General features: G+C 39.4%; 20 protein-coding genes and 2 tRNA genes. 16 read left to right on the forward strand and 6 right to left on the reverse strand.

Translation table 11 applies throughout. From position 1 onward, the window contains the following. Window positions 1-96 precede the first annotated feature (96 nt). Window positions 97-1,353 (forward strand): NAD(P)/FAD-dependent oxidoreductase, encoded by a 1,257-nt coding sequence (locus QUE03_RS14925; protein ID WP_286262738.1) that lies wholly within the window; start codon window positions 97-99, stop codon window positions 1,351-1,353. 151 nt (window positions 1,354-1,504) lie between these two features. Here the strand turns inward: QUE03_RS14925 and QUE03_RS14930 are convergent, their stop codons facing one another. Beyond that, window positions 1,505-3,133 carry a sensor histidine kinase gene (locus QUE03_RS14930; RefSeq protein WP_286262739.1) on the reverse strand — a complete coding sequence of 543 codons (1,629 nt, stop codon included), beginning with the start codon at window positions 3,131-3,133 and terminating at the stop codon, window positions 1,505-1,507. A gap of 250 nt (window positions 3,134-3,383) precedes the next feature. On the opposite strand from QUE03_RS14930, the gene QUE03_RS14935 reads away from it, so the two are divergent. Further along, window positions 3,384-4,880: a DNA-3-methyladenine glycosylase 2 family protein gene (locus tag QUE03_RS14935; protein WP_286262740.1), complete on the forward strand. Its 1,497-nt coding sequence runs from the start codon at window positions 3,384-3,386 to the stop codon at window positions 4,878-4,880. A 55-nt stretch (window positions 4,881-4,935) separates the two neighbouring features. Further along, complete coding sequence (locus tag QUE03_RS14940; protein ID WP_286262741.1) at window positions 4,936-5,415, forward strand: methylated-DNA--[protein]-cysteine S-methyltransferase; 480 nt, start codon at window positions 4,936-4,938, stop codon at window positions 5,413-5,415. Window positions 5,416-5,427: 12 nt separating this feature from the next. Here QUE03_RS14940 and QUE03_RS14945 read toward each other — a convergent pair whose 3' ends face one another. Then, complete coding sequence (locus QUE03_RS14945) at window positions 5,428-6,057, reverse strand: TetR/AcrR family transcriptional regulator (protein ID WP_286262742.1); 630 nt, start codon at window positions 6,055-6,057, stop codon at window positions 5,428-5,430. 183 nt (window positions 6,058-6,240) lie between these two features. Next, window positions 6,241-7,269, reverse strand: coding sequence for a S1C family serine protease (locus QUE03_RS14950; protein ID WP_286262743.1), 1,029 nt, complete (start codon window positions 7,267-7,269; stop codon window positions 6,241-6,243). 128 nt (window positions 7,270-7,397) lie between these two features. Between QUE03_RS14950 and QUE03_RS14955 the strand changes: the two genes are divergently transcribed. Then, window positions 7,398-7,778, forward strand: coding sequence for a hypothetical protein (locus tag QUE03_RS14955; RefSeq protein ID WP_286262744.1), 381 nt, complete (start codon window positions 7,398-7,400; stop codon window positions 7,776-7,778). A 54-nt stretch (window positions 7,779-7,832) separates the two neighbouring features. Here the strand turns inward: QUE03_RS14955 and trmB are convergent, their stop codons facing one another. After that, the gene (gene trmB, locus QUE03_RS14960) at window positions 7,833-8,558 is read right to left on the reverse strand and encodes a tRNA (guanosine(46)-N7)-methyltransferase TrmB (protein ID WP_286262745.1); all 726 of its coding nucleotides are present in this window, start codon (window positions 8,556-8,558) and stop codon (window positions 7,833-7,835) included. Window positions 8,559-8,692: 134 nt separating this feature from the next. On the opposite strand from trmB, the gene QUE03_RS14965 reads away from it, so the two are divergent. Genes QUE03_RS14965 through QUE03_RS14975 form a run of 3 tightly spaced genes read left to right on the forward strand, consistent with a single transcriptional unit; the run spans window position 8,693 to window position 12,063 of the window. Beyond that, on the forward strand, window positions 8,693-10,636 hold the full coding sequence (locus QUE03_RS14965) for a methyl-accepting chemotaxis protein (RefSeq protein ID WP_286262746.1): 1,944 nt from the start codon (window positions 8,693-8,695) through the stop codon (window positions 10,634-10,636). Between the two features lie 7 nt (window positions 10,637-10,643). Then, entirely contained in the window at window positions 10,644-11,324 is a 681-nt protein-coding gene (locus QUE03_RS14970; protein ID WP_286262747.1) for an outer membrane protein OmpK, read from the forward strand. A gap of 34 nt (window positions 11,325-11,358) precedes the next feature. Continuing rightward, complete coding sequence (locus tag QUE03_RS14975; RefSeq protein ID WP_286262748.1) at window positions 11,359-12,063, forward strand: type 2 periplasmic-binding domain-containing protein; 705 nt, start codon at window positions 11,359-11,361, stop codon at window positions 12,061-12,063. Between the two features lie 36 nt (window positions 12,064-12,099). Here the strand turns inward: QUE03_RS14975 and QUE03_RS14980 are convergent, their stop codons facing one another. Further along, window positions 12,100-12,435 (reverse strand): 50S ribosome-binding protein YggL, encoded by a 336-nt coding sequence (locus tag QUE03_RS14980; RefSeq protein ID WP_286262749.1) that lies wholly within the window; start codon window positions 12,433-12,435, stop codon window positions 12,100-12,102. A gap of 186 nt (window positions 12,436-12,621) precedes the next feature. Here QUE03_RS14980 and mutY point away from each other — a divergent pair, with 186 nt between their 5' ends. The 9 genes from mutY (at window position 12,622) to QUE03_RS15025 (ending at window position 19,870) form a co-directional block, all read left to right on the forward strand. Then, window positions 12,622-13,698 carry an A/G-specific adenine glycosylase gene (gene mutY, locus QUE03_RS14985; RefSeq protein ID WP_286262750.1) on the forward strand — a complete coding sequence of 359 codons (1,077 nt, stop codon included), beginning with the start codon at window positions 12,622-12,624 and terminating at the stop codon, window positions 13,696-13,698. 12 nt (window positions 13,699-13,710) lie between these two features. Beyond that, window positions 13,711-13,986 carry an oxidative damage protection protein gene (locus QUE03_RS14990; protein ID WP_286262751.1) on the forward strand — a complete coding sequence of 92 codons (276 nt, stop codon included), beginning with the start codon at window positions 13,711-13,713 and terminating at the stop codon, window positions 13,984-13,986. Beyond that, window positions 13,983-14,270, forward strand: coding sequence for a TMEM165/GDT1 family protein (locus tag QUE03_RS14995; protein ID WP_286262752.1), 288 nt, complete (start codon window positions 13,983-13,985; stop codon window positions 14,268-14,270). Before QUE03_RS14990 ends, QUE03_RS14995 begins: the two co-directional genes overlap by 4 nt. Before the next feature lie 154 nt (window positions 14,271-14,424). Further along, window positions 14,425-14,500 (forward strand) — tRNA-Phe (locus QUE03_RS15000). Between the two features lie 76 nt (window positions 14,501-14,576). Continuing rightward, window positions 14,577-14,652, forward strand: a tRNA-Thr gene (locus QUE03_RS15005). A 559-nt stretch (window positions 14,653-15,211) separates the two neighbouring features. Then, window positions 15,212-17,092: a PKD domain-containing protein gene (locus tag QUE03_RS15010; protein WP_286262753.1), complete on the forward strand. Its 1,881-nt coding sequence runs from the start codon at window positions 15,212-15,214 to the stop codon at window positions 17,090-17,092. Window positions 17,093-17,578: 486 nt separating this feature from the next. Beyond that, entirely contained in the window at window positions 17,579-17,788 is a 210-nt protein-coding gene (locus QUE03_RS15015; RefSeq protein WP_286262754.1) for a type 2 periplasmic-binding domain-containing protein, read from the forward strand. A 496-nt stretch (window positions 17,789-18,284) separates the two neighbouring features. After that, window positions 18,285-18,626: a YciI family protein gene (locus tag QUE03_RS15020; protein WP_286262755.1), complete on the forward strand. Its 342-nt coding sequence runs from the start codon at window positions 18,285-18,287 to the stop codon at window positions 18,624-18,626. Continuing rightward, the gene (locus QUE03_RS15025; RefSeq protein ID WP_286262756.1) at window positions 18,623-19,870 is read left to right on the forward strand and encodes an RNA polymerase sigma factor; all 1,248 of its coding nucleotides are present in this window, start codon (window positions 18,623-18,625) and stop codon (window positions 19,868-19,870) included. The genes QUE03_RS15020 and QUE03_RS15025 overlap by 4 nt, the downstream gene beginning before the upstream one ends. A gap of 74 nt (window positions 19,871-19,944) precedes the next feature. Here QUE03_RS15025 and QUE03_RS15030 read toward each other — a convergent pair whose 3' ends face one another. Further along, window positions 19,945-20,694 carry a gluconate 2-dehydrogenase subunit 3 family protein gene (locus tag QUE03_RS15030; RefSeq protein WP_286262757.1) on the reverse strand — a complete coding sequence of 250 codons (750 nt, stop codon included), beginning with the start codon at window positions 20,692-20,694 and terminating at the stop codon, window positions 19,945-19,947. Window position 20,695: the final 1 nt, after the last annotated feature.

The raw sequence follows: 20,695 nt of genomic DNA on the forward strand, positions 1-20,695 counted from the left end.
GTATGAAATATAAAAAAGTAAAACTTATTAATTCAACACTATGATTATATTAACTATTGTTTTTAAACTTTTTGACTAAGGCGGACAAACAAAACAATGAGCACAAAAAAACAAACCGTAGCAGTATTAGGCGCAGGGATAATAGGCGTTAATTGCGCTTTCGAACTGCAGAAACACGGATTTGACGTCACCTTAATTGACAAAACGGGCATTGGTGAAGGTTGCTCGAAAGGTAATGCTGGCCATTTTGCCACTGAACAGGTATTCCCTTTAGCAGACCCAGCATTACTCCTACAAATACCGCGAATGTTGGTCGACCCCAATGGCCCTATCGCTTTGTCTGCTAAATACCTGCATAAAGTACTACCTTGGTTTACCCGCTTTATTGCTAACATGAGACACGCCAAGCGTAGTGAAAATACGAAAGCCTTAAAGGCACTTAACAGTAACGCGATTGAACAATACAAAGAACTCGTTGATGAGATTGACGCCAAGCATTTAATGACTTGCTTGGGAAGCCTGCTTGTATTTGAAGATACACCATTGACAAAAGTCGAACGAATTGCCGCGCAATATCGAGAGCAAAATATCCCATTAGAGATACTCGATCGCCAACAATGTCTTGCACTTGAGCCTAACCTTTCAAAACATGTCAACTATGCGATTTATTTTACCGACGTAGCCCACACAGTAGATCCTTATTTACTTTGTAATGAAATAGCCAAGGCGGCAACAGAGTTTGGTGCAAATTTCATTCAAGCAAACGTAACTAAAATAGAACAAATTAAAAATAGGATAATACTCACAAGTGACCAAAAAACAATGCACTTTGATCAGCTAGTTATTGCGACAGGTGCATGGTCAAAACCCTTACTTGGCAGTATAGGTTACAAATTACCCATAGAAGCCGAACGAGGATATCACTACCAATTGGGACAAGGTGTTCACCTTAATCGCCCTGTTGCTTCAGCTGAAAGAAAGTTCATCATAACGCCAATGTCTGATGGTCTAAGATTGGCTGGAACGGTTGAATTCTCTGGACTAAATGCAAAGCCAAACTATCGAAGAGCAATGGCGTTGTTTAATCATGCAAAATATTTATTAAAGCAAATGCCAAATGAGTTACCTGGCGATCAAGAGCTATATCAATGGCAAGGTGCAAGGCCATCTCTGCCTGACTCACTTCCCGTTATAGGTAAAGCGCCAAAGCACGATAATATTTATTTGGCGCTTGGCCATCAACACCTGGGGTTAACGCAAGGTACTATCACAGCTAAATTAATCCATCAATGCATAACAAAACAAGAAACAGACATAGATATTTCACCGTTTGCTATTAGCCGATTTAATTAATATGAAATAGAATTGCTAATTGAAAAGTTTTAGTAAGACGTCTACAACGCGAATCTTTATACAAATTTAAGGAAGCTCTATTAAACTGCGGAGCTTCCTATGATCGCTTGGGTATTATTCCACATTACAACACTATTAACAGACAATTGTTTCAAGACGACTTAGTAGCCAACTTATCTTTTAATTGGGTTTTCGAGTCTTCCAGCCTTTTTGTTTGTTGGATAGCAACGTAATCTACTGGAACTTTAACTACAAAGCAGCAACCGATATCTCTTTCAGGGCATGTAATGCTCCCTCCCAACTTCGAATGGACCAAATTAAAAACAATATTTAACCCTAAGCCCGAGCCACCTTGCCCTCGTTTCGTGGTAACAAAGGGATCAAAAATACGCTTTTTAACGTCACTGCTTATACCGTTACCGTTGTCTGTGTAGGTTAACGTTAAAAAGCCATTATTCTCGACAAAAGAAATAGCTATTTCCCCCTGGTCCTGATTTTCAAACCCATGAATATGAGAGTTCATCAAGAAATTAGTTAAAATTTGATTCCATGCACTCGGGAATGTTACAAAATCAAAGTTTTCATCCACATTGACAGTTATTTTGTATTTTTTGCGTTTAAACATGGTACTCACCGTATTCACAACGTCATTGACGTGTTGGGCAAGATTTATTTTCAACTCAGGATCTGTATGTTGTTCAACCGCTACTGATTTAAAGCCACGGATCAACTCTACTGATTTATTTAAGCTTCGTTCAATAATTTGCTGATATTCTGACAGCATATCTAATGTATCTGAGAGCTGGCTTTTGGTTAACTCTTGATTTTCTACGGCCTTTTTCAACGATTCAACTTTTTCACGTTGGGCGGTGATAGAGGTAACACAAATCCCCAAAGGAGTATTAACTTCATGAGCTACACCGGCCACTAACTGCCCAAGCGACGCCATTTTTTCCGATTGCACCAATTGGTCTTGAGCCAAAGTTAAATCATCTATTGTTTTTTTTAGCTGAACATTACTTTCTTCAAGCTTGGCCGTTCGATCAAACACTTTTATTTCAAGCTCACCATTGAGCTTTATCAGCGCATTTTCCGCATCTTCGAGTTTTATGATATCGGTTTTAATTTTCTCACGCATTTCATTGATAGCGTCGACTAAAAAATCCAACTCATCCTTGGATTCTGGCCTGTTATCTAGGACGAGTGCTTGATCTAAATTGTGACTGGCTAACTCCTGAGCATATTCAGTAATTTGATATAAATGCCGAGTAATAAGCCAATGGACAACGAATAGAATACAAAACGCAACGATAAACGTTTGAATAAATTCGGACGTTAAAATAAATCCTGCTTTATCCTTCAAACGTTCGTAAATGTCTTCATAATCAGCATAAACCTGCAATTGACCTATTTCGTTATCACCATAAACAATTTTGTACTCAACAAAAATTTTTTGCTCAACAACACTGCTATCGCCAAATTCATGTTCGTTGCCTAAATCAGTAATAATTTTGACATAACTGATATCAGGTAAATCAACTATACCTTTGATTTGTTGTTCCATTAAGGGTTTGTTGAAATCCCATAAACTAGTGGCCATAGAAGGAATATAACTGGTGCGAATATTGTTAAATCTTTGTTGCAGACTAGCAATATCATCCTTGTAGTCACTATAAACTTGAAGGGCTGTACTTGCCAGAGATAGAAACACACTCACTATTAATAAATAAATCAATACACGCTGACTTAATTTATTGTTGTGATACACAAATTTACCCATAAACATTCTTCTCAGTTAAGCGAGATAGCTAAACTATCCTTGTTACAAGTATAATCATTCATTTATAGCGGCTTTAACGTTATTGTCAACACTTGACCAAGCCCAATGCGCGCTGTTAACAACTTATATACATATATAATTAAAAATAGCTTCAATTTTGTTCAGGGTCGACTCACTCAATTACTATTAGTTGGCTTTTACAGAATTAATGTCCGAATTTCGCGAGTACACAAATTTCGGATCGGCTATCATGGCGAATAAGAACATCATTGAAGAACAAAATATGCTAGATCCAACCATTTGTTTTAAAGCTCGCATGAGTAGAGACAATAGATTTGACGGTAAATTCTATACTGCAGTCATGAGTACAGGCATATTTTGTCGGCCAATTTGTCCGGCAAGGGCGGCTAAAGAAGAGAACGTCCGCTATTTTAAAAATGCAGCAAGCGCACAAGAAGCAGGATTTACCCCATGCAAACGATGTTTACCTGAACAAGCACCTGAACAGGCAATGCCTTTACAAGCTAAGCGAATGTCAGAATCGCTGCTGACCACGCATCAATCAATTGAAACCATAGCCAAGCAATTTGATCTAAGTGAACGACAATTCAGACGCATATTTTCAAATCATTATGGCCTTGCCCCTAAGCAATATCGACAACATCATAGTTTATTACTCGCTAGAAAATTATTGCTGACAACGACATTGTCGATAGCTGACATCTGTTTTGCTTCAGGTTTTACAAGCTTAAGACGTTTTAACGAACAAGTTAAATCCGTTTACAAACTCACCCCAAGCCAACTTCGCCAGCAACAATCAAGAGCAACTGACGACAATTTCGTCAACATCAAATTGCAGTACCGTCCGCCTTTCGATTGGCAAGGTATGCTTAAATTTTTCCATCTACGACAATTACCTGGTATCGAAAAAGTTACTGAGCATAGCTATCAACGCAGCATTACCTTTGACGGTAAAACTGGGTGGATTGAAATCACTCAATTGCCCAACCAATTTGCGTTAAACCTAAGGGTGATGATTGAAGATTACAGTTTACTTAATAAGATCATTGTGAAAGTACGACGCATGTTTGACCTAGACGCGGACATGAGTGTCATCCATAAGCACTTATCTCAAGACGAAACACTAGCACCACTAGTCGAAAAATTTCAAGGTATTCGACTACCTGGTTGTTGGGATATTTTCGAGTTTTCAATTCGCGCCATTTTAGGACAGCAAGTTTCCGTGAAAGCGGCAACAACACTGGCTGGCCGCATCGCAGAAAAATATGGTAGCCCATTGACCGTTGTGCATGAGCAATTGAGCTACTGTTTTCCGACATTAGAAGAAATGACTCAAGCAGACTTTAGTAATATTGGTTTAACCCAATCGAGAATTCAAACACTACATACCTGGCTTGATTTTTATCAACAGTACCCTCAGGTTTTTGAGCAATATAAAAACCTTGAACAACTTGAGGATACCTTGACCGCTTTGAAAGGCATTGGACCATGGACGGTAAATTATATTGCCATGCGCGGACTCAGTGATCCTAATGCGTTTCCTGCCGCTGACTTGGGGATTATAAAGTCGCTTTATGAGGAGCTGAAAAACGCCGCCCCGGTCGACAAACAGAACGAAAGATTCAAACCTAAAACAAGAGATATTATTGCAAGAGCCGATAAGTGGCAACCATGGAGGGCATACGCAACGATCTATTTATGGCTATCTTTAGCCGCGCAAGAATAGCTGGCACTAACAGGCGCTCAGTAACAATACTTACAGGAAGAACTCAGAGAGAAACATGTACTACACAATTTATGACTCCCCCTTGGGTGAAATAGCGATAACAGCAAGTGAACAAGGTTTAACGGCACTTGCATTTCAACAAGGCGCTAGCCCAATTGCATTTAACGAAAATGATGAAGAAATGCCTGATAAGTTTGCTGATGTCGTCACACAACTCAACGAATATTTTAACGGTCAACGAACCTCTTTTGAGCTGACGCTAGCACCACAAGGTACGCCTTTTCAAAAGAAGGTATGGCAAGCGCTTTGTCAGATCCCATGCGGAAAAACAGTCAGTTACGGTTGGATAGCAAAAAAGATTGGCAATGAAAAAGCAGTCAGAGCGGTAGGTACGGCCAATGGCGCTAACCCAATTGCACTCATTGTCCCATGCCATCGCGTCATTGGGAGCAACCAAAAACTCACAGGTTATGCCGGAGGGCTTGCTTTGAAAGCAAAACTACTGATGCATGAAGGTGCTGACTTTAAAGTGTGATAATCAAGCTGACTATTTTATATAAGTCGACATTAAAATCTTAAAATGCTTGTATAACGTAGGTTCAAACTGGCGGTCTAGAATGCTTAACTCAGGCGTTGCCTCGATAACAGCTTTTGCTACTTTGCTGTGATTACACGTGACCCAGACACCAATAATCACATCATAAGCCATCATCAATAACTCAAACGCTTGTTCTTGTTCAATGGCAAAAAGCGGACTAACTTTGTTAGTCGCCATCAACATTTTAGTGCGTATAGCGAGTTTGAACTCCCTCGCTTCTTCCTCGGTAATATTGTGCTCTAAAATGGTATATAAGATCCCGCTTAACTTGCAAAAGACACGGTTGTTATCGCAAGATAAGCTAAACGCTTTGACTGCATCATGTATAATTAAGTTTTGCTGAACATCATCAAACAAAGCGTCCATATTTCTTAAAAATAATGATAAGAATAACAATTCTTTGTTTCTAAAATAACGATAAAAGGCTGCTTTGGTAATGCCGACATCTTCGGCAACATCAACTAAACGTACCTCAGCATATGATAAATCTAAAAAACGATGCTCAGCAGCGTCTAATATCTGCTCCACTCTTTGTTTTTTTTGCTCAGGATTAGCAGCTCGCTGCTTTATTTCGTTCATAATAAGTTGTCAAAGTGAAGATAAGTAATATTCTATGAGATTGTTCAGCAATAACAACTTTATATTACTCATTTTTCAGCCAATTTGATTTAACTACAATCACCGTGGAAAAATTGACAAGGCAAAACGCAAAAAAGCCGTAACATAATTACGGCTTTGCTTGTGTTGTTTGGAAGACTCGTCTTACTCAATAATCCAAAATGTTTGTTTCACTTCGCCAGCTCGCAAATATTTCACAATGATTTTATCACCTTTTGCATACTCAGTTAGACGTCCGCGTAACTTCAATGCTGAAGCTAAATCTTTGATCGGTCGCCCTGAAATTTCTAGCAAAATATCACCACCGAGTAAAACGGGTGTGTTGCCAATAAGCACATTGAGATCTCCACCTCTAAAGCCAAGTCTGTCGGCAATAGTTCCCGGAACGACTTGTTGTATCAGTAGCCCATAACCATAAGGGTTATTGATCGCCTTAGCTTCTTTTTTGGTCAACAAATGGGGAATTAAGCCTGAAAATATTGTTGGGTCTGTCGCCATTATCTTTTGAATCGTGTCTGTTGAGATAACAAACCCTAGCCCAATACTGTCACCAGTTTTAGACAAAATATGACTTACAATACCTAAGATTTCACCATCAAGGTTAAACATTGGGCCGCCTGAATTACCTTTATTTATCGATGCATCAGTTTGTAAAAAACGCGGCACGAGACCGGTGCCTGGGATTGGATCTTTGTCGCGAATGCCACTTAGATAACCAACCGATAAACTATGACTTACGCCATAAGGTGCGCCGATCACCATCACTTGTTCACCAACTCGATAATCTTCAGCTTTAGCGAGCTTTAGTGGCTTAATGTTATCAGGCACTTCGGCGGCTTGGATCATGGCAAGGTCAATAAGATTATCTACCCAAACTACGTGGCCAGATGTTTTACTACCGTCATTAAATGTTACTTCAATTTTGGTTGCTCGCTCTACAACGTGTGCGGCGGTTAATATACGTCCCTTTTTTGACACTAAAGCACCTGAGCCTAAAGAATTAGCCTTGCTCACTTTGTAATTAACTTGCCCCGGTTTTGGATTAGCAATCGCCTCAACATGCAATTCGACGACACTGTTATTTACTGAATCGTAGAGTTTCTGAATTTTATTGTCTGCAAAAGAGTAAGAGGCGTAGATTAGTGCAAGAAAAGATACAACAATTCGTTTCATTAGTTTGTCCGGTAACATAAAATGATTGCTAGTTTACCCTAATCCAGTTAACAATAAATTACATTTGGTTGCATATCGTTATTTTAATTATTGCAACATGGTTTTAGATGAAATAAAAAGGCAATATTTTGGAAATTATCGCAGGAATAGCTGTCGCGATTATTTTATGGATGTTATGGCAAGTATACCGTGCCAGACAATTTAATAACTTTAAAGCTAGGATAAATTCAGAGCTAAAGTCATTAGTGATCAAAGAATTACAGCACAGATTAGAGCGCCAAAGAAGTGAGACATTTCCTAATAATGATACGCATATTCGAGCGAGCATTTATTACTGGAGTCAGTATCCTAGCAGAGTATTGCAGGCTGCTATTGCTTGGGGAGTTGTAACAGAAGATTGGCTTGAGAAAACAGGGAATACACGGCATTGCCAACATTTGTTTTTCATCGAACGAGATAAGCTGGCTCATTTTGCCAAAGAGCCAGATATAGAATCAGAGCAACCGTAAGTCAGCACCTGCTGACTTGCATTCTCATTAGTTTCAACGCATAGAATAAATGAATTAATCTTTACGTTCGAACTGCAAATCCCAAACACCATGACCCAGTCGTTGACCACGGTTCTCAAACTTGGTTAAAGGCCTTGAGTCTGGTCTAGGAACATAATCATTATTTTCTGATAAATTTTTGTAGCCCGGAGCTGACTGCATATCTTCTAACATACATTCTGCGTAGTTTTCCCAGTCAGTTGCCATATGAAACACACCACCTATTTTTAATTTTTGGCGGATAGCTTCGACAAACTCAGGCTTTACAATACGGCGTTTATGATGCTTTTTCTTGTGCCACGGATCAGGGAAGAAAAGTTGCACTGTCGATAAACTCTGATCTTCAAGGCAATCCGCAAGCACTTCAATGGCATCGTGTTCATACACTTTTAAGTTACTTACGCCTTCAGCTTTTGCCAGCGCGATACATGCTCCAACACCTGGTCGATGCACCTCTACACCGACAAAGTTGAGCTCTGGTGCATTCTTAGCCATTTCAACTAATGATTTACCCATGCCAAAGCCAATTTCTAAAACAACAGGGTTATTATTGCCAAATATGGTTTCAAAGTTCAAAACACCATTTTCATGATTCAACCCCATATCATCCCAAAAGGCCTCAAGTGCGTGTGCTTGGCCTTTAGTCAACCGCCCTTCACGTTTAACAAAGCTGCGTACTTTACGAATGTACTTACCTTCTTGCTCTGCTTGTTCAATTGATTTATGGGTTCTTTCGGTCATAAATAATCACCTTGTAAATTTTGGAGGCGTATTATCCTTTTTTACACCGTTAAACTCAAACCGAAAATAGCAAAAGTCAGAGTTTTTGACTATTACTTAATAAACAATAATTTACCCTAGTGTATAAGATAGTTATGAATGATTGGCTGAAGAAAATCACAATAAAGCGCGGGCTCATTGCTATAACGGCGATATCTCTAGTTGTCCTTTCCCTTAGTTCTATTGTATTAAACAACATTATTTTCAAAGAAGTTTTTGAAAAAAACATAGAACAAGATCTACTACCCAACCAATTAGCTAAGGTTGAAGCCAGAATTCGCCAGCAACTAAGTACTCCATTAGAGCTGTCTAAATCTATTACTCAAAATAGCTACTTAATTGATTGGGCAAGCGCTGGAGAACCGGAACAAGGGCAGCCCCAAGCAATTAACTACTTGAAAGGCATGCAAGTCAAAAACAACGCTTTTGTTGTTTTTTGGGTATCAAATGTCTCCCAAAACTATCTGAATCAAAGCGGCGTGCTCAAACAAATAAGCCGTGAAAAAGACGCATGGTTTTATCAATTTATCGAGAAAGACATCCCTTTTGAAATTGCTTTTGATTATGAAGAAGGCTCGTCTAAATTAACGGCCTTTGTAAACTATAAAGCCAGCCACCAAGGACAAGTATTAGCGGTAGCAGGTCTCGGATATTCAGTTGATGCCATCAGCGAAGAAATTTTGACCAATAAAATAGGCACAAATGGCTACGTGTTTGTTACGGACTATCAAGGTAATGTCATCATTCATCCGCAATTATCAGAGCTTAAAAAAAGGCAACTTAAGGAGCTAGACGGTTTTGCCAATGCTTCTTCAACCTTATTAAAAAATACTTCTACTTATGTTTTTGACCAAATCACAAAAGATGGCGAAGAGTTCTATGTTGCAAGTGTAGGACTGCCTGAGCTTAACTGGAAAATTATTGCCATGTTGCCCAAATCTGAGCCAATGTCACAAATTCAATCAGCTCAAGTTAAGACCGCGATATTCAATATCATTATTGCCGGCTGCTTTATTTTAATGATGATTGGATTTGCCAAACGTATTGCACAGCCAATCGTAAACATTGGCGATCGATTAATTGAAATGGCCGAGCAAGGGGGAGACTTAACCCAAAAATTAGATGATGACAGAGGTGATGAGCTGGGTAACTTGGCAACGGGGTTTAATGCTATCTTACTTAAAATAAGTAACATGATTGAAGAAATAAAACAGACGGAACATATGATGGCAGGCCTATTTGATGAGTTACGAAACCTATCAGGGCAAGTTGTGGATTATGTTGGCGAACAACAAAATGAATCAGGCTCAGTTGCAACCGCCACCAATGAAATGAGCCATAGCATTCAAGAAGTTAGCAATTTGGCCAGCTCGACTGCAAGTAAAACTGAGTCTGCCGAGCAAACCATTTCAGCAACTAACCAACAAGTCGATACAACCAGCGAGGTCATGTCCTCACTGCAAGAAAGCAATCAACACACACAAGAAAAGATATCCGCCTTAGCGGAGCAAACCAATATGATCAGCTCTGTGGTGGATACTATAAGCAGTATTTCTGAACAAACCAATTTACTCGCATTAAATGCAGCCATAGAAGCGGCTAGAGCTGGTGAACAAGGTAGAGGCTTTGCCGTTGTGGCAGACGAAGTACGCACACTAGCTGCACGAACTCAACAGTCAACACAAGAGATTAATGATGTAATAAGCCGCCTACAAAGCCAAGCACAAGAAACCGTAACCGCCATGAGTCAAAACAGTGAATTGGCCACACAAGGTTTAGAACAAACTACACAAGCACAAACTGCGCTTAGCCTCGTGGTGAATGAAATAAGCGAAATCACTGCCATGAACACGCAAGTAGCCACAGCAACCCAAGAGCAATCTAATGTCATTAACGAGTTAAACGGGAATGTTACTCGTATTGCAGATATGGCTTTAAAAATTTCTGAGCTTTCCGATAACACGAGCAGCATTATCGATGATTTAAATAGCCAAAAAGAACAGTTGTCAAACTTAGTCTCTCAATTTAAAACCCAGTAGGTTTAATATGAACAAACTAATTATTTTAATCGTTGTAGCATCATTTCCTTATGCAGCTTGGGCTGAAACTCTATGGTCTGATTTTAGTGTCACCTATTTAAACGGAAGTGATTATGAAGTAGGCGATCCTGACCGACAAGTGGTCACCTTTGAACATGTCGCAGGCTTGAGCTGGGGAGACAGTTTTTTGTTTGTAGACCGACTAGAGTCTGATAATGGCTCAACCGAAACTTACGCTGAATGGTCACCAAGAATAAAAATTTCTCAATATGAAAACAGTTTCTTAAAGAATATTTATGTCGCGACAACAGCTGAAATTGGTGACGGTTTCACTCACTACTTAGTGGGTGTCGGCACTGATATAAAAATGCCCCACTTTACCTTTCTAAAATTAAACCTATACCACAGAAACAATGAACTTGGTGATAATGGAGAGCAAGTCACCGTAGCATGGGCGGTACCGATAGGGCCATTAAATTACGATGGTTTTATCGATTTTGTTCCTTCTAATAATGACAACGAAACAAGTATGAATATGACGTCACAATTAAAATATAATTTGTCACCCCATATTAATATTACCACCCCACTTTATTTAGGTATTGAATACGTTCATTGGCAAAACAAATTTGGTATTGACGATGTGGATGAGAATAATGTAAATCTGTTAGTTAAATATCATTTCTAAGACGTAGTCGTAAGTAACGACAGCATTGGTCAATATGACACACGGAATTATCGCACTTCTTTTAACGTTTATATTGGCCTTAAAGCCTGTTACCGCAGCACAATATATTATTGGCATAGAGCCAATGATCGCTAATATTAACTGCATCAATAGACGACCTTGCCAAGTTAACTCGCGCAAAGACATTGTGATATTAAATAAAATCAAACAAACTCTTTCACTAGAGTTTTCTTACAAAGAGTTTCCTATTAGACGTTTGTATGCGAGTTTCATTAATGGCAGTTCACTGGATTTCAAATACCCCGACAATCCTAATTGGAAATCAAACTTAAAGCGCAATAAGGCAATCTATTACAGTGATGCCATCAGACAATATACAGACGGCACCTTTACACAAAAACAAACTTGTAGTGATTTTTCCAATGCTCACATAAATAAATTAGGAACATTGCGAGGTTTTACTGCAGAGCCTTATTTAGAGGCAATAAAAAGTAAACAGATAAGTTTGATTGAATTTGATTATATGGAGCAGTTAGTAAACTCTCTTTTAGCTAAAAGGATTGACGCTATTTATGTTAATGAAGATTATATTGGCAGCCATTTAAATCAAAACAATTATGATATTGTTTTATGTAAAAAGCTGCCATTTATTAAGGGGGAATATTACCTTTCTACAATAAAACACCCTGATTTAATCGAGCAAATAAACCAGTTACTAAAAGCTAGCAATAAGCACTAAATATCGCGGATATTAGCATAGAGTATTAATTAAATTTTACGCCCACCAAACGTCATATAAATCGCTTACTGCAACGGCCGTAGCACCATTATCAGTTAACCATTTTTCAACAGCGGCTCTATGCTCGTCTGTACATTTCCCTATTTTCTGTGTGCAAATAAGCCCATGCCAAAGCACATCCCCTTCGCCGCCGAACCCTAAACCATTAGGCTCAATAACATCATTGAAAAACTTACTAATAAAGTTATCTACACCTTCGCTATCAATATCGTCAGCTAATTTCCAAGCGACATCAAATCCTAGTTCTTGGAATTCATCTACACGCAACTTTTTACGAAGACGACGGTTACGATTTTTAGCATCAATTTTCATGGCTATTCCTAGTTAGAGTAAAATTTACAGCGGTATTTTGAACTAGCCTATCAATAATAGCCAGAGGCTATAGCATTTTTGCTCATAAATGTTGATTTGTTCTAAGGTTACTCCTTCTAAAAAGTATCATTGATTTTACCTTCATACATAGCATTCGTTTTTTCGATTGACTACACTGTGCTCGCTATGAAAAACACATCAAAAATAACAACAGCGTCAGCAACGAAATTCAGCCAACAAATATTGGCGTGGTATCACGAGCATGGCCGCAAGCACCTGCCATGGCAGGACAATAAAACCCCATACCGCGTTTGGGTTTCGGAAATTATGTTGCAACAAACGCAAGTAGCCACAGTAATTGGCTACTATCAAAAATTTATGAAGAGCTTTCCAACCGTAATTGATTTAGCAAATGCTGAGCAAGATGAAGTACTCCACCATTGGACCGGACTTGGCTATTATGCGAGAGCAAGAAACCTGCATAAAACGGCGCAAATTATTGCTGAGCAGTACCAAGGTGAATTCCCACAAGACATTGAAGGTGTTATTGCCCTGCCCGGTATCGGCCGTTCAACCGCAGGTGCTATTTTAAGTTTGTCACGAAAAGAACATCACGCTATTTTGGATGGCAATGTCAAACGTGTATTGGCACGCTGCTACCTTGTACAAGGGCACAACGGACAAGCAATTTATGAAAAATCGTTATGGCCTATAGCGGAAAAACTGACGCCTAAAAAAGGCGTGCAATTTTATAACCAAGCCATGATGGACATAGGCGCAAGTATTTGCACTCGATCATCACCTAAATGTGACATCTGCCCAGTTCAATCGCACTGCATTGCGTATGCAACGAATGAACAAACTAACTATCCCCAGAAAAAACCTAAGAAAATCATTCCAGAAAAGTCAACTATTATGGTTATTCCTCGTTTAAAGCAACGGGTATTAATGGAGAAGCGCGCTCCTGCTGGAATTTGGGGAGGCTTATGGTGTTTCTATGAAGTTAACCAAACAGAGCAAATTAACGCCTTATTGACTAAATTGAACTTGAAAGAGTATCAACGCGAGGAATTATCAACATTTAGACATACCTTTAGCCATTTTCATTTGGACATCAGCCCAATTGTGATTGATGTAGAACAGATAGTGTCGAAAGAAATCAACGATCACGCTGAACAACAATGGTATAATTTACATCACAAGGTTGAAGTAGGTTTAGCTGCATCAACTTTAAAATTAATCAAACATCTTGAACAACGTTAAAGAGATATAAACATGAGCAGAACAGTTTTTTGCCAGAACCTTCAAAAAGAAGCTGAAGGATTAGATTTTCAATTATACCCTGGAGACATTGGCAAACGAATTTTCGACAATATCTGTAAAGAAGCATGGGGGAATTGGCAGAAAAAGCAAACAATGCTGATCAACGAGAAAAAAATGAACATGATGAACCCTGATGACAGAGCATTTTTAGAAACTGCAATGATCGCCTACTTATTCGACGGTAAAGAACCTGAAATTGAAGGCTATGTACCGGTTAAAAAGCAATGATGGAATTAGGGTTTGATTGGCGAGTGTTCTTCACTATTTTCGCCTCGGTGTTTATTGCAGAGCTTGGTGACAAAACTCAATTAGCGACAATGTTATTTGCTGCAGACAGAGACATCAGCAAATGGCTGGTATTTTTTGCCGCATCAGCAGCCTTAATTGTCGCTTCTGCCGTTGGTGTTTTAGCTGGAACTTTCTTATCTGAGTATATTAACGAAAAGTATTTAGCTTATATCGCTGGTGGTGGTTTCATCATTATTGGCTTTTATACTATTTACCACGCTTAAAGTTCAGCCACTTTGATGTTGTTTACGCCAAAGCGTAGAAAAAACCAGCAAACAAAAACTTTTTTGAAAAAAAGTGTTGACGGGGAAAACGAAAAACAGTTTAATACGCCCCGTCTTCAGGACAACGCGGTGAAAGCCCGAAGTCTTGCAAGAAGCCCAGATAGCTCAGTCGGTAGAGCAGGGGATTGAAAATCCCCGTGTCCGTGGTTCGATTCCGCGTCTGGGCACCATTATTTTGAGATAGTGAATGACCTTCATTATTTCGGTGCCAAGATAAACTTAGGTTTATCGCACACAGTTTTGTGTGCCGACTTAGCTCAGTTGGTAGAGCAACTGACTTGTAATCAGTAGGTCGCCAGTTCGACTCCGGCAGTCGGCACCATTCCTTCGTAGGAAGCATCAAGCCCTAACTTCGGTTAGGGCTTTTTTGTATTTGTTACTCGGTTAATTTCTTTCCTAATTTTCACTTACACCAATCTTTTATCTCCCCTGCACTATTCGTGGTGTATTCGTCAGTTTCGTTAATTGAGTTGCGTACTAATAGGCACAATATCCTAACTATTTTAAATAACCCCAACTAAGCCGAATTGCGTATTAGGCTAAATCTAACTTTTGATAATGATTTTTAGGTGTTTTGTATGGGGTAAAAAGAATTTAAGTCGTTGATTTGAATTAATGGAATAAGTTGCCTACTGATGTAAAAACTCCGAGCTGGGTATTGGCAGCAGTGAAATTAGTAGAATGGATATATCTTTGGAACTTATCACCTTTAATCATGATTATCCTTATGTGAGAAAATACCATAGTGTGAAATAAAGTGTCTTGGTAACAAAAGTCATAAGAAACTAAAGATCTTCAAACAAAATCACCAACCTATTTGGCTGCATATTAAGTATTGAACTAATATCTAGTAAAATCTCCGTAAATGGAATGGAAGAGTCGTGAACCTCTACCTTTTACTTATTCAGCACTTTTTCATCATAAAAAAATGCGTTAGATTCATTATTATTTTGTTATTTTCACTCACTATTTCTGCATGTGGAGGAAGTGATAAAAAACAAAAAGAAGCTCCCACTCCTAGCCAAAATTTTGCGCCAGAAGCTTTTGCAGGTGATGACCAAACCGTAGTAGAGAACAGCAAAGTTGTTTTATCTGGCAGCGGTTCAGACAGTGATGGTAGTATTACCGCGTATCTATGGCAACAAATAGATGGTGTCGATATATCAATTAACGATAGTGATCAAGCAGTCGCCAATTTTATTGCACCGCCTACGACAGAGTCGATTGCAATAACTATGCAATTAACGGTAACAGATAACCAAGGTGCATCTCATAGCAGTAGTGTCATTGTTAATGTCACTCCTTTTACATCAACTTCGTGGGAACCTTCTCCCATATCAAGTTGCAACAAAAACGAGAACATTTCCCCCGTTGCGGTATATGTCCCTGATACTTTGACGGAAGTCGGTCATCAAATGCATGAACCCTCAATTATATTCTCAGATCAAACTTTTACTTTTTTCAGCCGAGAAGATTCAGAACAACCTTTCATCTCAAAAATATACCTTATTGAAGGTGGTTATTTTGAAGCAGTAGACGGTGAAGACAAATCTCTCATATTCGATGATGGTACTCATGGTGATTTAATAGCAGGCGACGGGATTTATACAAGAGCCTGCCTGTATGTACCAGAGTACCTTTTTCCTGAAAGAGATTACCTTGGGCAGTCCAATCTTATTGTAGTAAACAAGAAATACCGAGGTTCTGAGTCAGTTGAAACATTGACCCAAAACATTAGGGTGAATGAAACCGGACTTTTTATCAGTCTTGGTGACGAATACAACTTAAGATACAAAAATCCGTGGGCGTTACACTCACCAGAAACTTGTAAAGCCTGCAATACTGCATGGCAACTTGCTGGCGATGTATTTGACTTTTTCTCGGTTACCCCAAGAGAGTTCATACATGGAGCCGGGTATGTGCGCGTGCATGATAACATTAAAGGGACAGGTTTTGCCCCGCCCTGCGAGAATAACTCTTATTGCTACAACATTATTGATGGAAAAGCCCATCAACGACTTACAGGGATTATTTGGAACGGAACGCCAGAATTAGACGCATTAAATCATGAGTTAGGTCATGGTTTAATCGGTGTAGCTTCCAGTAATTTTCCTGCTGAGGGTGAAGCGGCATGGAATTCAGGTGACGGCATGCATCATGACGCTGACATTACCGTGAACGGAGAGCTATCAGGCCCATTTTGGGATCCTGACAGAGGTTGGCCACATTCAGTCGTGTTGGAAAACGAGCAAGGAGAGCGATTTGAAACGTACCTTATTAAAGATGCAGACGGACAATTTAAAATTAAACCATTAGATGACGACTTTAGAACGTGGGATGACATCTTACTTTATATTATGGGCCTACTAGATGCGACAGAAGTCACTAAGACTTATTATAAGCTGGTTAACCCTAGCCTAACGGACTGCATATCTGAAGAGCAGCATTTAGTGTGCACCAACAATATTGTTGAAGCGGAGCAAGTGATTGAGTTTACCGTATCAGATTTTATAGCTAAATTTGGCGAATGGTCAGCACCAAGTTTTTATCAACCTCACAATATCACCATGGGTGTATTAAACATTAGTGATAGACCGCACACAAATGCTGAAATCGTTTGGATGACCAAACTGCATAGAGAGTTTGCAGCAACAACCCCACCATCTACTCCTTGGTTTAAAGGCACTACATGGCATAAAGCGACAAGAGAGTTATCACAAATCAACATTAACGCTTCCTCACTAGTAGAGCAAAATAAATAATTGAAACAGGATAAAGTCATGGGGAATTGTTTAATTGCCCTCAATTGATCTAGCTATTAAGTTGTATAAGTAGTGAGATTAGCTACAATCAGCAACTGACTTGTAATCAGTAGGTCGCCAGTTCGACTCCGGCAGTCGGCGCCATTCATCAGATAAGCCCAGCATCAGCTGGGCTTTTTTGTATCTATCGATTGATTAAATTCTTAATCAATTTTCACTTACACCAATATTTTATCTACCCTGCACTGCCTGTGGCGTATACGTCAGTTTGTTATTTATTTCGTATTGTTGATAGGCACAATATCCAATCTAATTTGAACAAACACCATTAGGGGGAAGTGGGTATTAGGGTAAATTCATCAAGATACATTTGTTTTTCAGATGATTCTTACGGGATAAAAAGGATTTAAGCCGTAACTTGGAATTGATTGGGTATTTCCTACTCCTCAGTTTTAGTGATGTTGTGATAATTAGGGGATATACTTTATGGCAGTTTCTAGTCGCAGGATTACTATGCTCTCAACCTTTTTAACTTGGCAAGAAATTCAGTTGGGGCAATTAGTACCTTTGCTGCCTCAATATGAATTAACCACTATGGATGCATATGCTCTGTTTTCTAATAGTTCATACTTGTCACAAAAAGTGCGCTTTTTAATTGAACACTTGGTTCAGCATTTTGGCGATAAACCCTACTAGGATAAACACCTTGCAACTTAATAGGGTCACCATAGATAGTAAAGTAATTGCGGACATCTTTTATCTAAGCACCGTTAAGTAGACTGCTAAGTTTATGGATTCTATCGGTTTCTGACATTACCGCTAAGTTTAAATCAGCCCCTTGAGCCAGCATGTATTTAACCAACTTCTTTTTTCATATTGGCCACCTTTATCAGTTGATACAATGTTATTCATTTATTCTCTATCGGTAAAACTAAACATTGGAAGTAGTGTTTGAATTCTGTATTGAGTTTTAAGTATTGAATCGAATCGGCTAAATGCGATGCCACTTAATGATTACAACAATGTTGTAAGAAAACTGTTCGCTATGCTGACATTAGTCTAAGCTCAAATTTTATTAAAAGTTTTAGAAAAAAGTTCATTGAGTGTCCAAAAAGCAAAGGTTGAGATGTTATTACATTGTCATTGAATTACGTTAATGACAAAAAAAGATGAATTTATAACGGAGTATGAAATGAAAAATAACACCTATATGTGCATTTTACGTAGTGCTACGGGAACGTGTGAAAAACCTTCTCCTTCCGAAATGGAAATAATGTATGCCAAATACCAAGCTTGGCAACAAGAGTTCGCTGACAACATACTAGACATGGGCAACAAGCTCGGCTCAGTAGCTAGTGTAGTGAGACACGACCAAGTTACCGATGGCCCTTTCATTGAGCTTAAAGAAGTGGTTGGCGGTTATATGATGCTAACTGCACACACCTTAGAACAAGCAATTGCTGTAATCAAAGCTAGCCCCATGGTTTCAAATGCAGGAACCAGTATTGAGATACGAGAAATTTGCACGCCTTGAGTCATAAAAAAACACAAGTAGAGCAATTATTTCGCCATGAGTACGGTAAACTTGTGGCGATTTTATCGCGCCGAACAAATATGCAGTACATTGACACTATTGAGGATTGTGTCCAATGGGCGTTAGCGCAAGCATTAGAATTTTGGGGCAATGAAAACATTCCAGAAAACCCATCAGCTTGGCTTTATCGAGTCGCCTATAATCGTCTTTTATCAGAGTTTAAAACAAGCAAGCATCATAACGATTTGCTGGCTGAGCATCATGCCATAAAAAAAGATGACTTCAATGAACATCAAGACATTAGTTTTTCCAGCGAGATAAACGATTCAATGTTATGCATGTTGTTTGCTGTTTGTAACGATGCTATCCCTGCTGAATCTAAGTTAGTATTCACCTTAAAAAGTTTATGTGGTTTTAGCATTAGGGAGATTGCTCTTAGACTATTCATGACAGAAGCAAATGCTTACAAACGCTATAGTCGAGCCAAGCAGCACCTTAAAAAACAGGTGTTAACATTGGATAATCTAACGAATAATGAGGTAGTTGCTCGACTATCATCAATACATCAAATTTTATACTTAATGTTTACTGAAGGCTATTTATCTTCACACCCTGATATCGCCATTCGACACGATTTATGTGAAGAAGCAATCCGACTGGCGGGGCTGTTAGTTGAACATCAATTGGGCGATTTACCTAATAGTTATGCTTTGTTGGCATTAATGTATTTTCATCTTGCCAGAATTAAAGCACGGCAAAAAGACAACGGAACCTTGTTATTATTAGAACACCAAGACCGTAAGATGTGGGATCCCCAACTAACAAAAATAGCTATGGAGTTACTCGCATATTCAGCCTCTGGCGATAATATTTCACGCTATCATATCGAGGCAGGGATTGCTGCTGAGCATGCCTTGTCGCCCTCATTTAGCCAAACACGATGGGATAAAATTATCGCGTCATATCAGTTACTAGAACGCATTGCTCCATCACCACTGCATTTTCTCAATCGAGCCATAGCAACAGCAGAGTGCCAAGGCCCACAAGCAGGATTAGCAGTATTGAAGTCTGCCAACATCCCTCATTGGCTTGAACAATCTTATCATTGGCATGCAGTACAAGCAGACTTGCTTTTTCGCAGTGGCGAATTCGTGCTAGGACAAAAACACACCGAACTTGCAATTACAGCGGCTCCCACAGAGCACATTAGGCAGTTATTAAGCGATCGTCTGGACCAAGGCTGACATTTCCTCATCAGTTATCACAACGAGGCAAGCCATAAAGCGCTGTGTGCTTTATGGCTTGTCTTTCTCATTTATTAAAGGGCTAAGCCCAAATTAGCAAGGGCCTTATTTAAATGTTCCATAGCTTCATCGGTAGGTCCTGGGTAGTCCCCTGCAATAGGGACGTTACCAACATAGCCCAAATCTTTGGTGCCCTCGGGACTACAAAAGAATGCGGCTAATGCCAGTTTTCTAAATCGGCTAAACGCAGCGGCTACTCGCTTATATTGTGCGGGCGTTTCATCTGTGTGATAAGCGACATCATCCATAATCATTAGCTGCTCTACCGACGAAAGGCCGGCAAATCCTTTAGCAAACCTTAACGTAGACTCATCATCTATCCATACCAACATCGAAAGAATCGTTAAACGATCGTCCTGTTGTCTTTTATATGGCGCGCTGACCCACTCATCAATAACATCAGGAACATTCACTTCCGTTGCCGACGGCACATCGCCGTCTCGAGGCACGAGAATATCAGCAAGTATGGCAACTAGCGTTAAATGTTCAGCTGACAACGTTTTTGGCCAAGGTGATGATGGCGGAATGATCATATCCGGATCTTTACCGTAACCTTTCACCGAAATGGGCGGTAAAGATAAATCAGGCCAATGCCCTTTGATCGCTTCTTTGGCGACATCTACAGCCTTATCATTGACGTCACAACCCACAAGGGAAGGCAATAAGGCACTTGCAGACAATACTCCTAGCCACTTTAAAGACTCTCGACGGCTGATTGTTGATTGATATAGCGCACCTTTATCATTTTTAATGACTTTGGCCATG

The organism is Thalassotalea atypica, from assembly GCF_030295975.1.
Taxonomy (GTDB): domain Bacteria; phylum Pseudomonadota; class Gammaproteobacteria; order Enterobacterales; family Alteromonadaceae; genus Thalassotalea_F; species Thalassotalea_F atypica.

What these genes read in the sequence shown, in the direction of transcription:
- QUE03_RS14965 (WP_286262746.1), top strand. Translation starts at nt 8,693, where the DNA reads ATGAATGATTGGCTGAAGAAAATCACAATAAAGCGCGGGCTCATTGCT.
- QUE03_RS14940 (WP_286262741.1), top strand. Translation starts at nt 4,936, where the DNA reads ATGTACTACACAATTTATGACTCCCCCTTGGGTGAAATAGCGATAACA.
- QUE03_RS14930 (WP_286262739.1), bottom strand. Translation starts at nt 3,133, where the DNA reads ATGGGTAAATTTGTGTATCACAACAATAAATTAAGTCAGCGTGTATTG.
- QUE03_RS15030 (WP_286262757.1), bottom strand. Translation starts at nt 20,694, where the DNA reads ATGGCCAAAGTCATTAAAAATGATAAAGGTGCGCTATATCAATCAACA.
- QUE03_RS14950 (WP_286262743.1), bottom strand. Translation starts at nt 7,269, where the DNA reads ATGAAACGAATTGTTGTATCTTTTCTTGCACTAATCTACGCCTCTTAC.
- QUE03_RS14945 (WP_286262742.1), bottom strand. Translation starts at nt 6,057, where the DNA reads ATGAACGAAATAAAGCAGCGAGCTGCTAATCCTGAGCAAAAAAAACAA.
- QUE03_RS15020 (WP_286262755.1), top strand. Translation starts at nt 18,285, where the DNA reads ATGAAAAATAACACCTATATGTGCATTTTACGTAGTGCTACGGGAACG.
- QUE03_RS14975 (WP_286262748.1), top strand. Translation starts at nt 11,359, where the DNA reads ATGACACACGGAATTATCGCACTTCTTTTAACGTTTATATTGGCCTTA.
- QUE03_RS14995 (WP_286262752.1), top strand. Translation starts at nt 13,983, where the DNA reads ATGATGGAATTAGGGTTTGATTGGCGAGTGTTCTTCACTATTTTCGCC.
- trmB (WP_286262745.1), bottom strand. Translation starts at nt 8,558, where the DNA reads ATGACCGAAAGAACCCATAAATCAATTGAACAAGCAGAGCAAGAAGGT.
- mutY (WP_286262750.1), top strand. Translation starts at nt 12,622, where the DNA reads ATGAAAAACACATCAAAAATAACAACAGCGTCAGCAACGAAATTCAGC.
- QUE03_RS14980 (WP_286262749.1), bottom strand. Translation starts at nt 12,435, where the DNA reads ATGAAAATTGATGCTAAAAATCGTAACCGTCGTCTTCGTAAAAAGTTG.
- QUE03_RS14990 (WP_286262751.1), top strand. Translation starts at nt 13,711, where the DNA reads ATGAGCAGAACAGTTTTTTGCCAGAACCTTCAAAAAGAAGCTGAAGGA.
- QUE03_RS14925 (WP_286262738.1), top strand. Translation starts at nt 97, where the DNA reads ATGAGCACAAAAAAACAAACCGTAGCAGTATTAGGCGCAGGGATAATA.
- QUE03_RS14935 (WP_286262740.1), top strand. Translation starts at nt 3,384, where the DNA reads ATGGCGAATAAGAACATCATTGAAGAACAAAATATGCTAGATCCAACC.
- QUE03_RS14970 (WP_286262747.1), top strand. Translation starts at nt 10,644, where the DNA reads ATGAACAAACTAATTATTTTAATCGTTGTAGCATCATTTCCTTATGCA.
- QUE03_RS15015 (WP_286262754.1), top strand. Translation starts at nt 17,579, where the DNA reads ATGGCAGTTTCTAGTCGCAGGATTACTATGCTCTCAACCTTTTTAACT.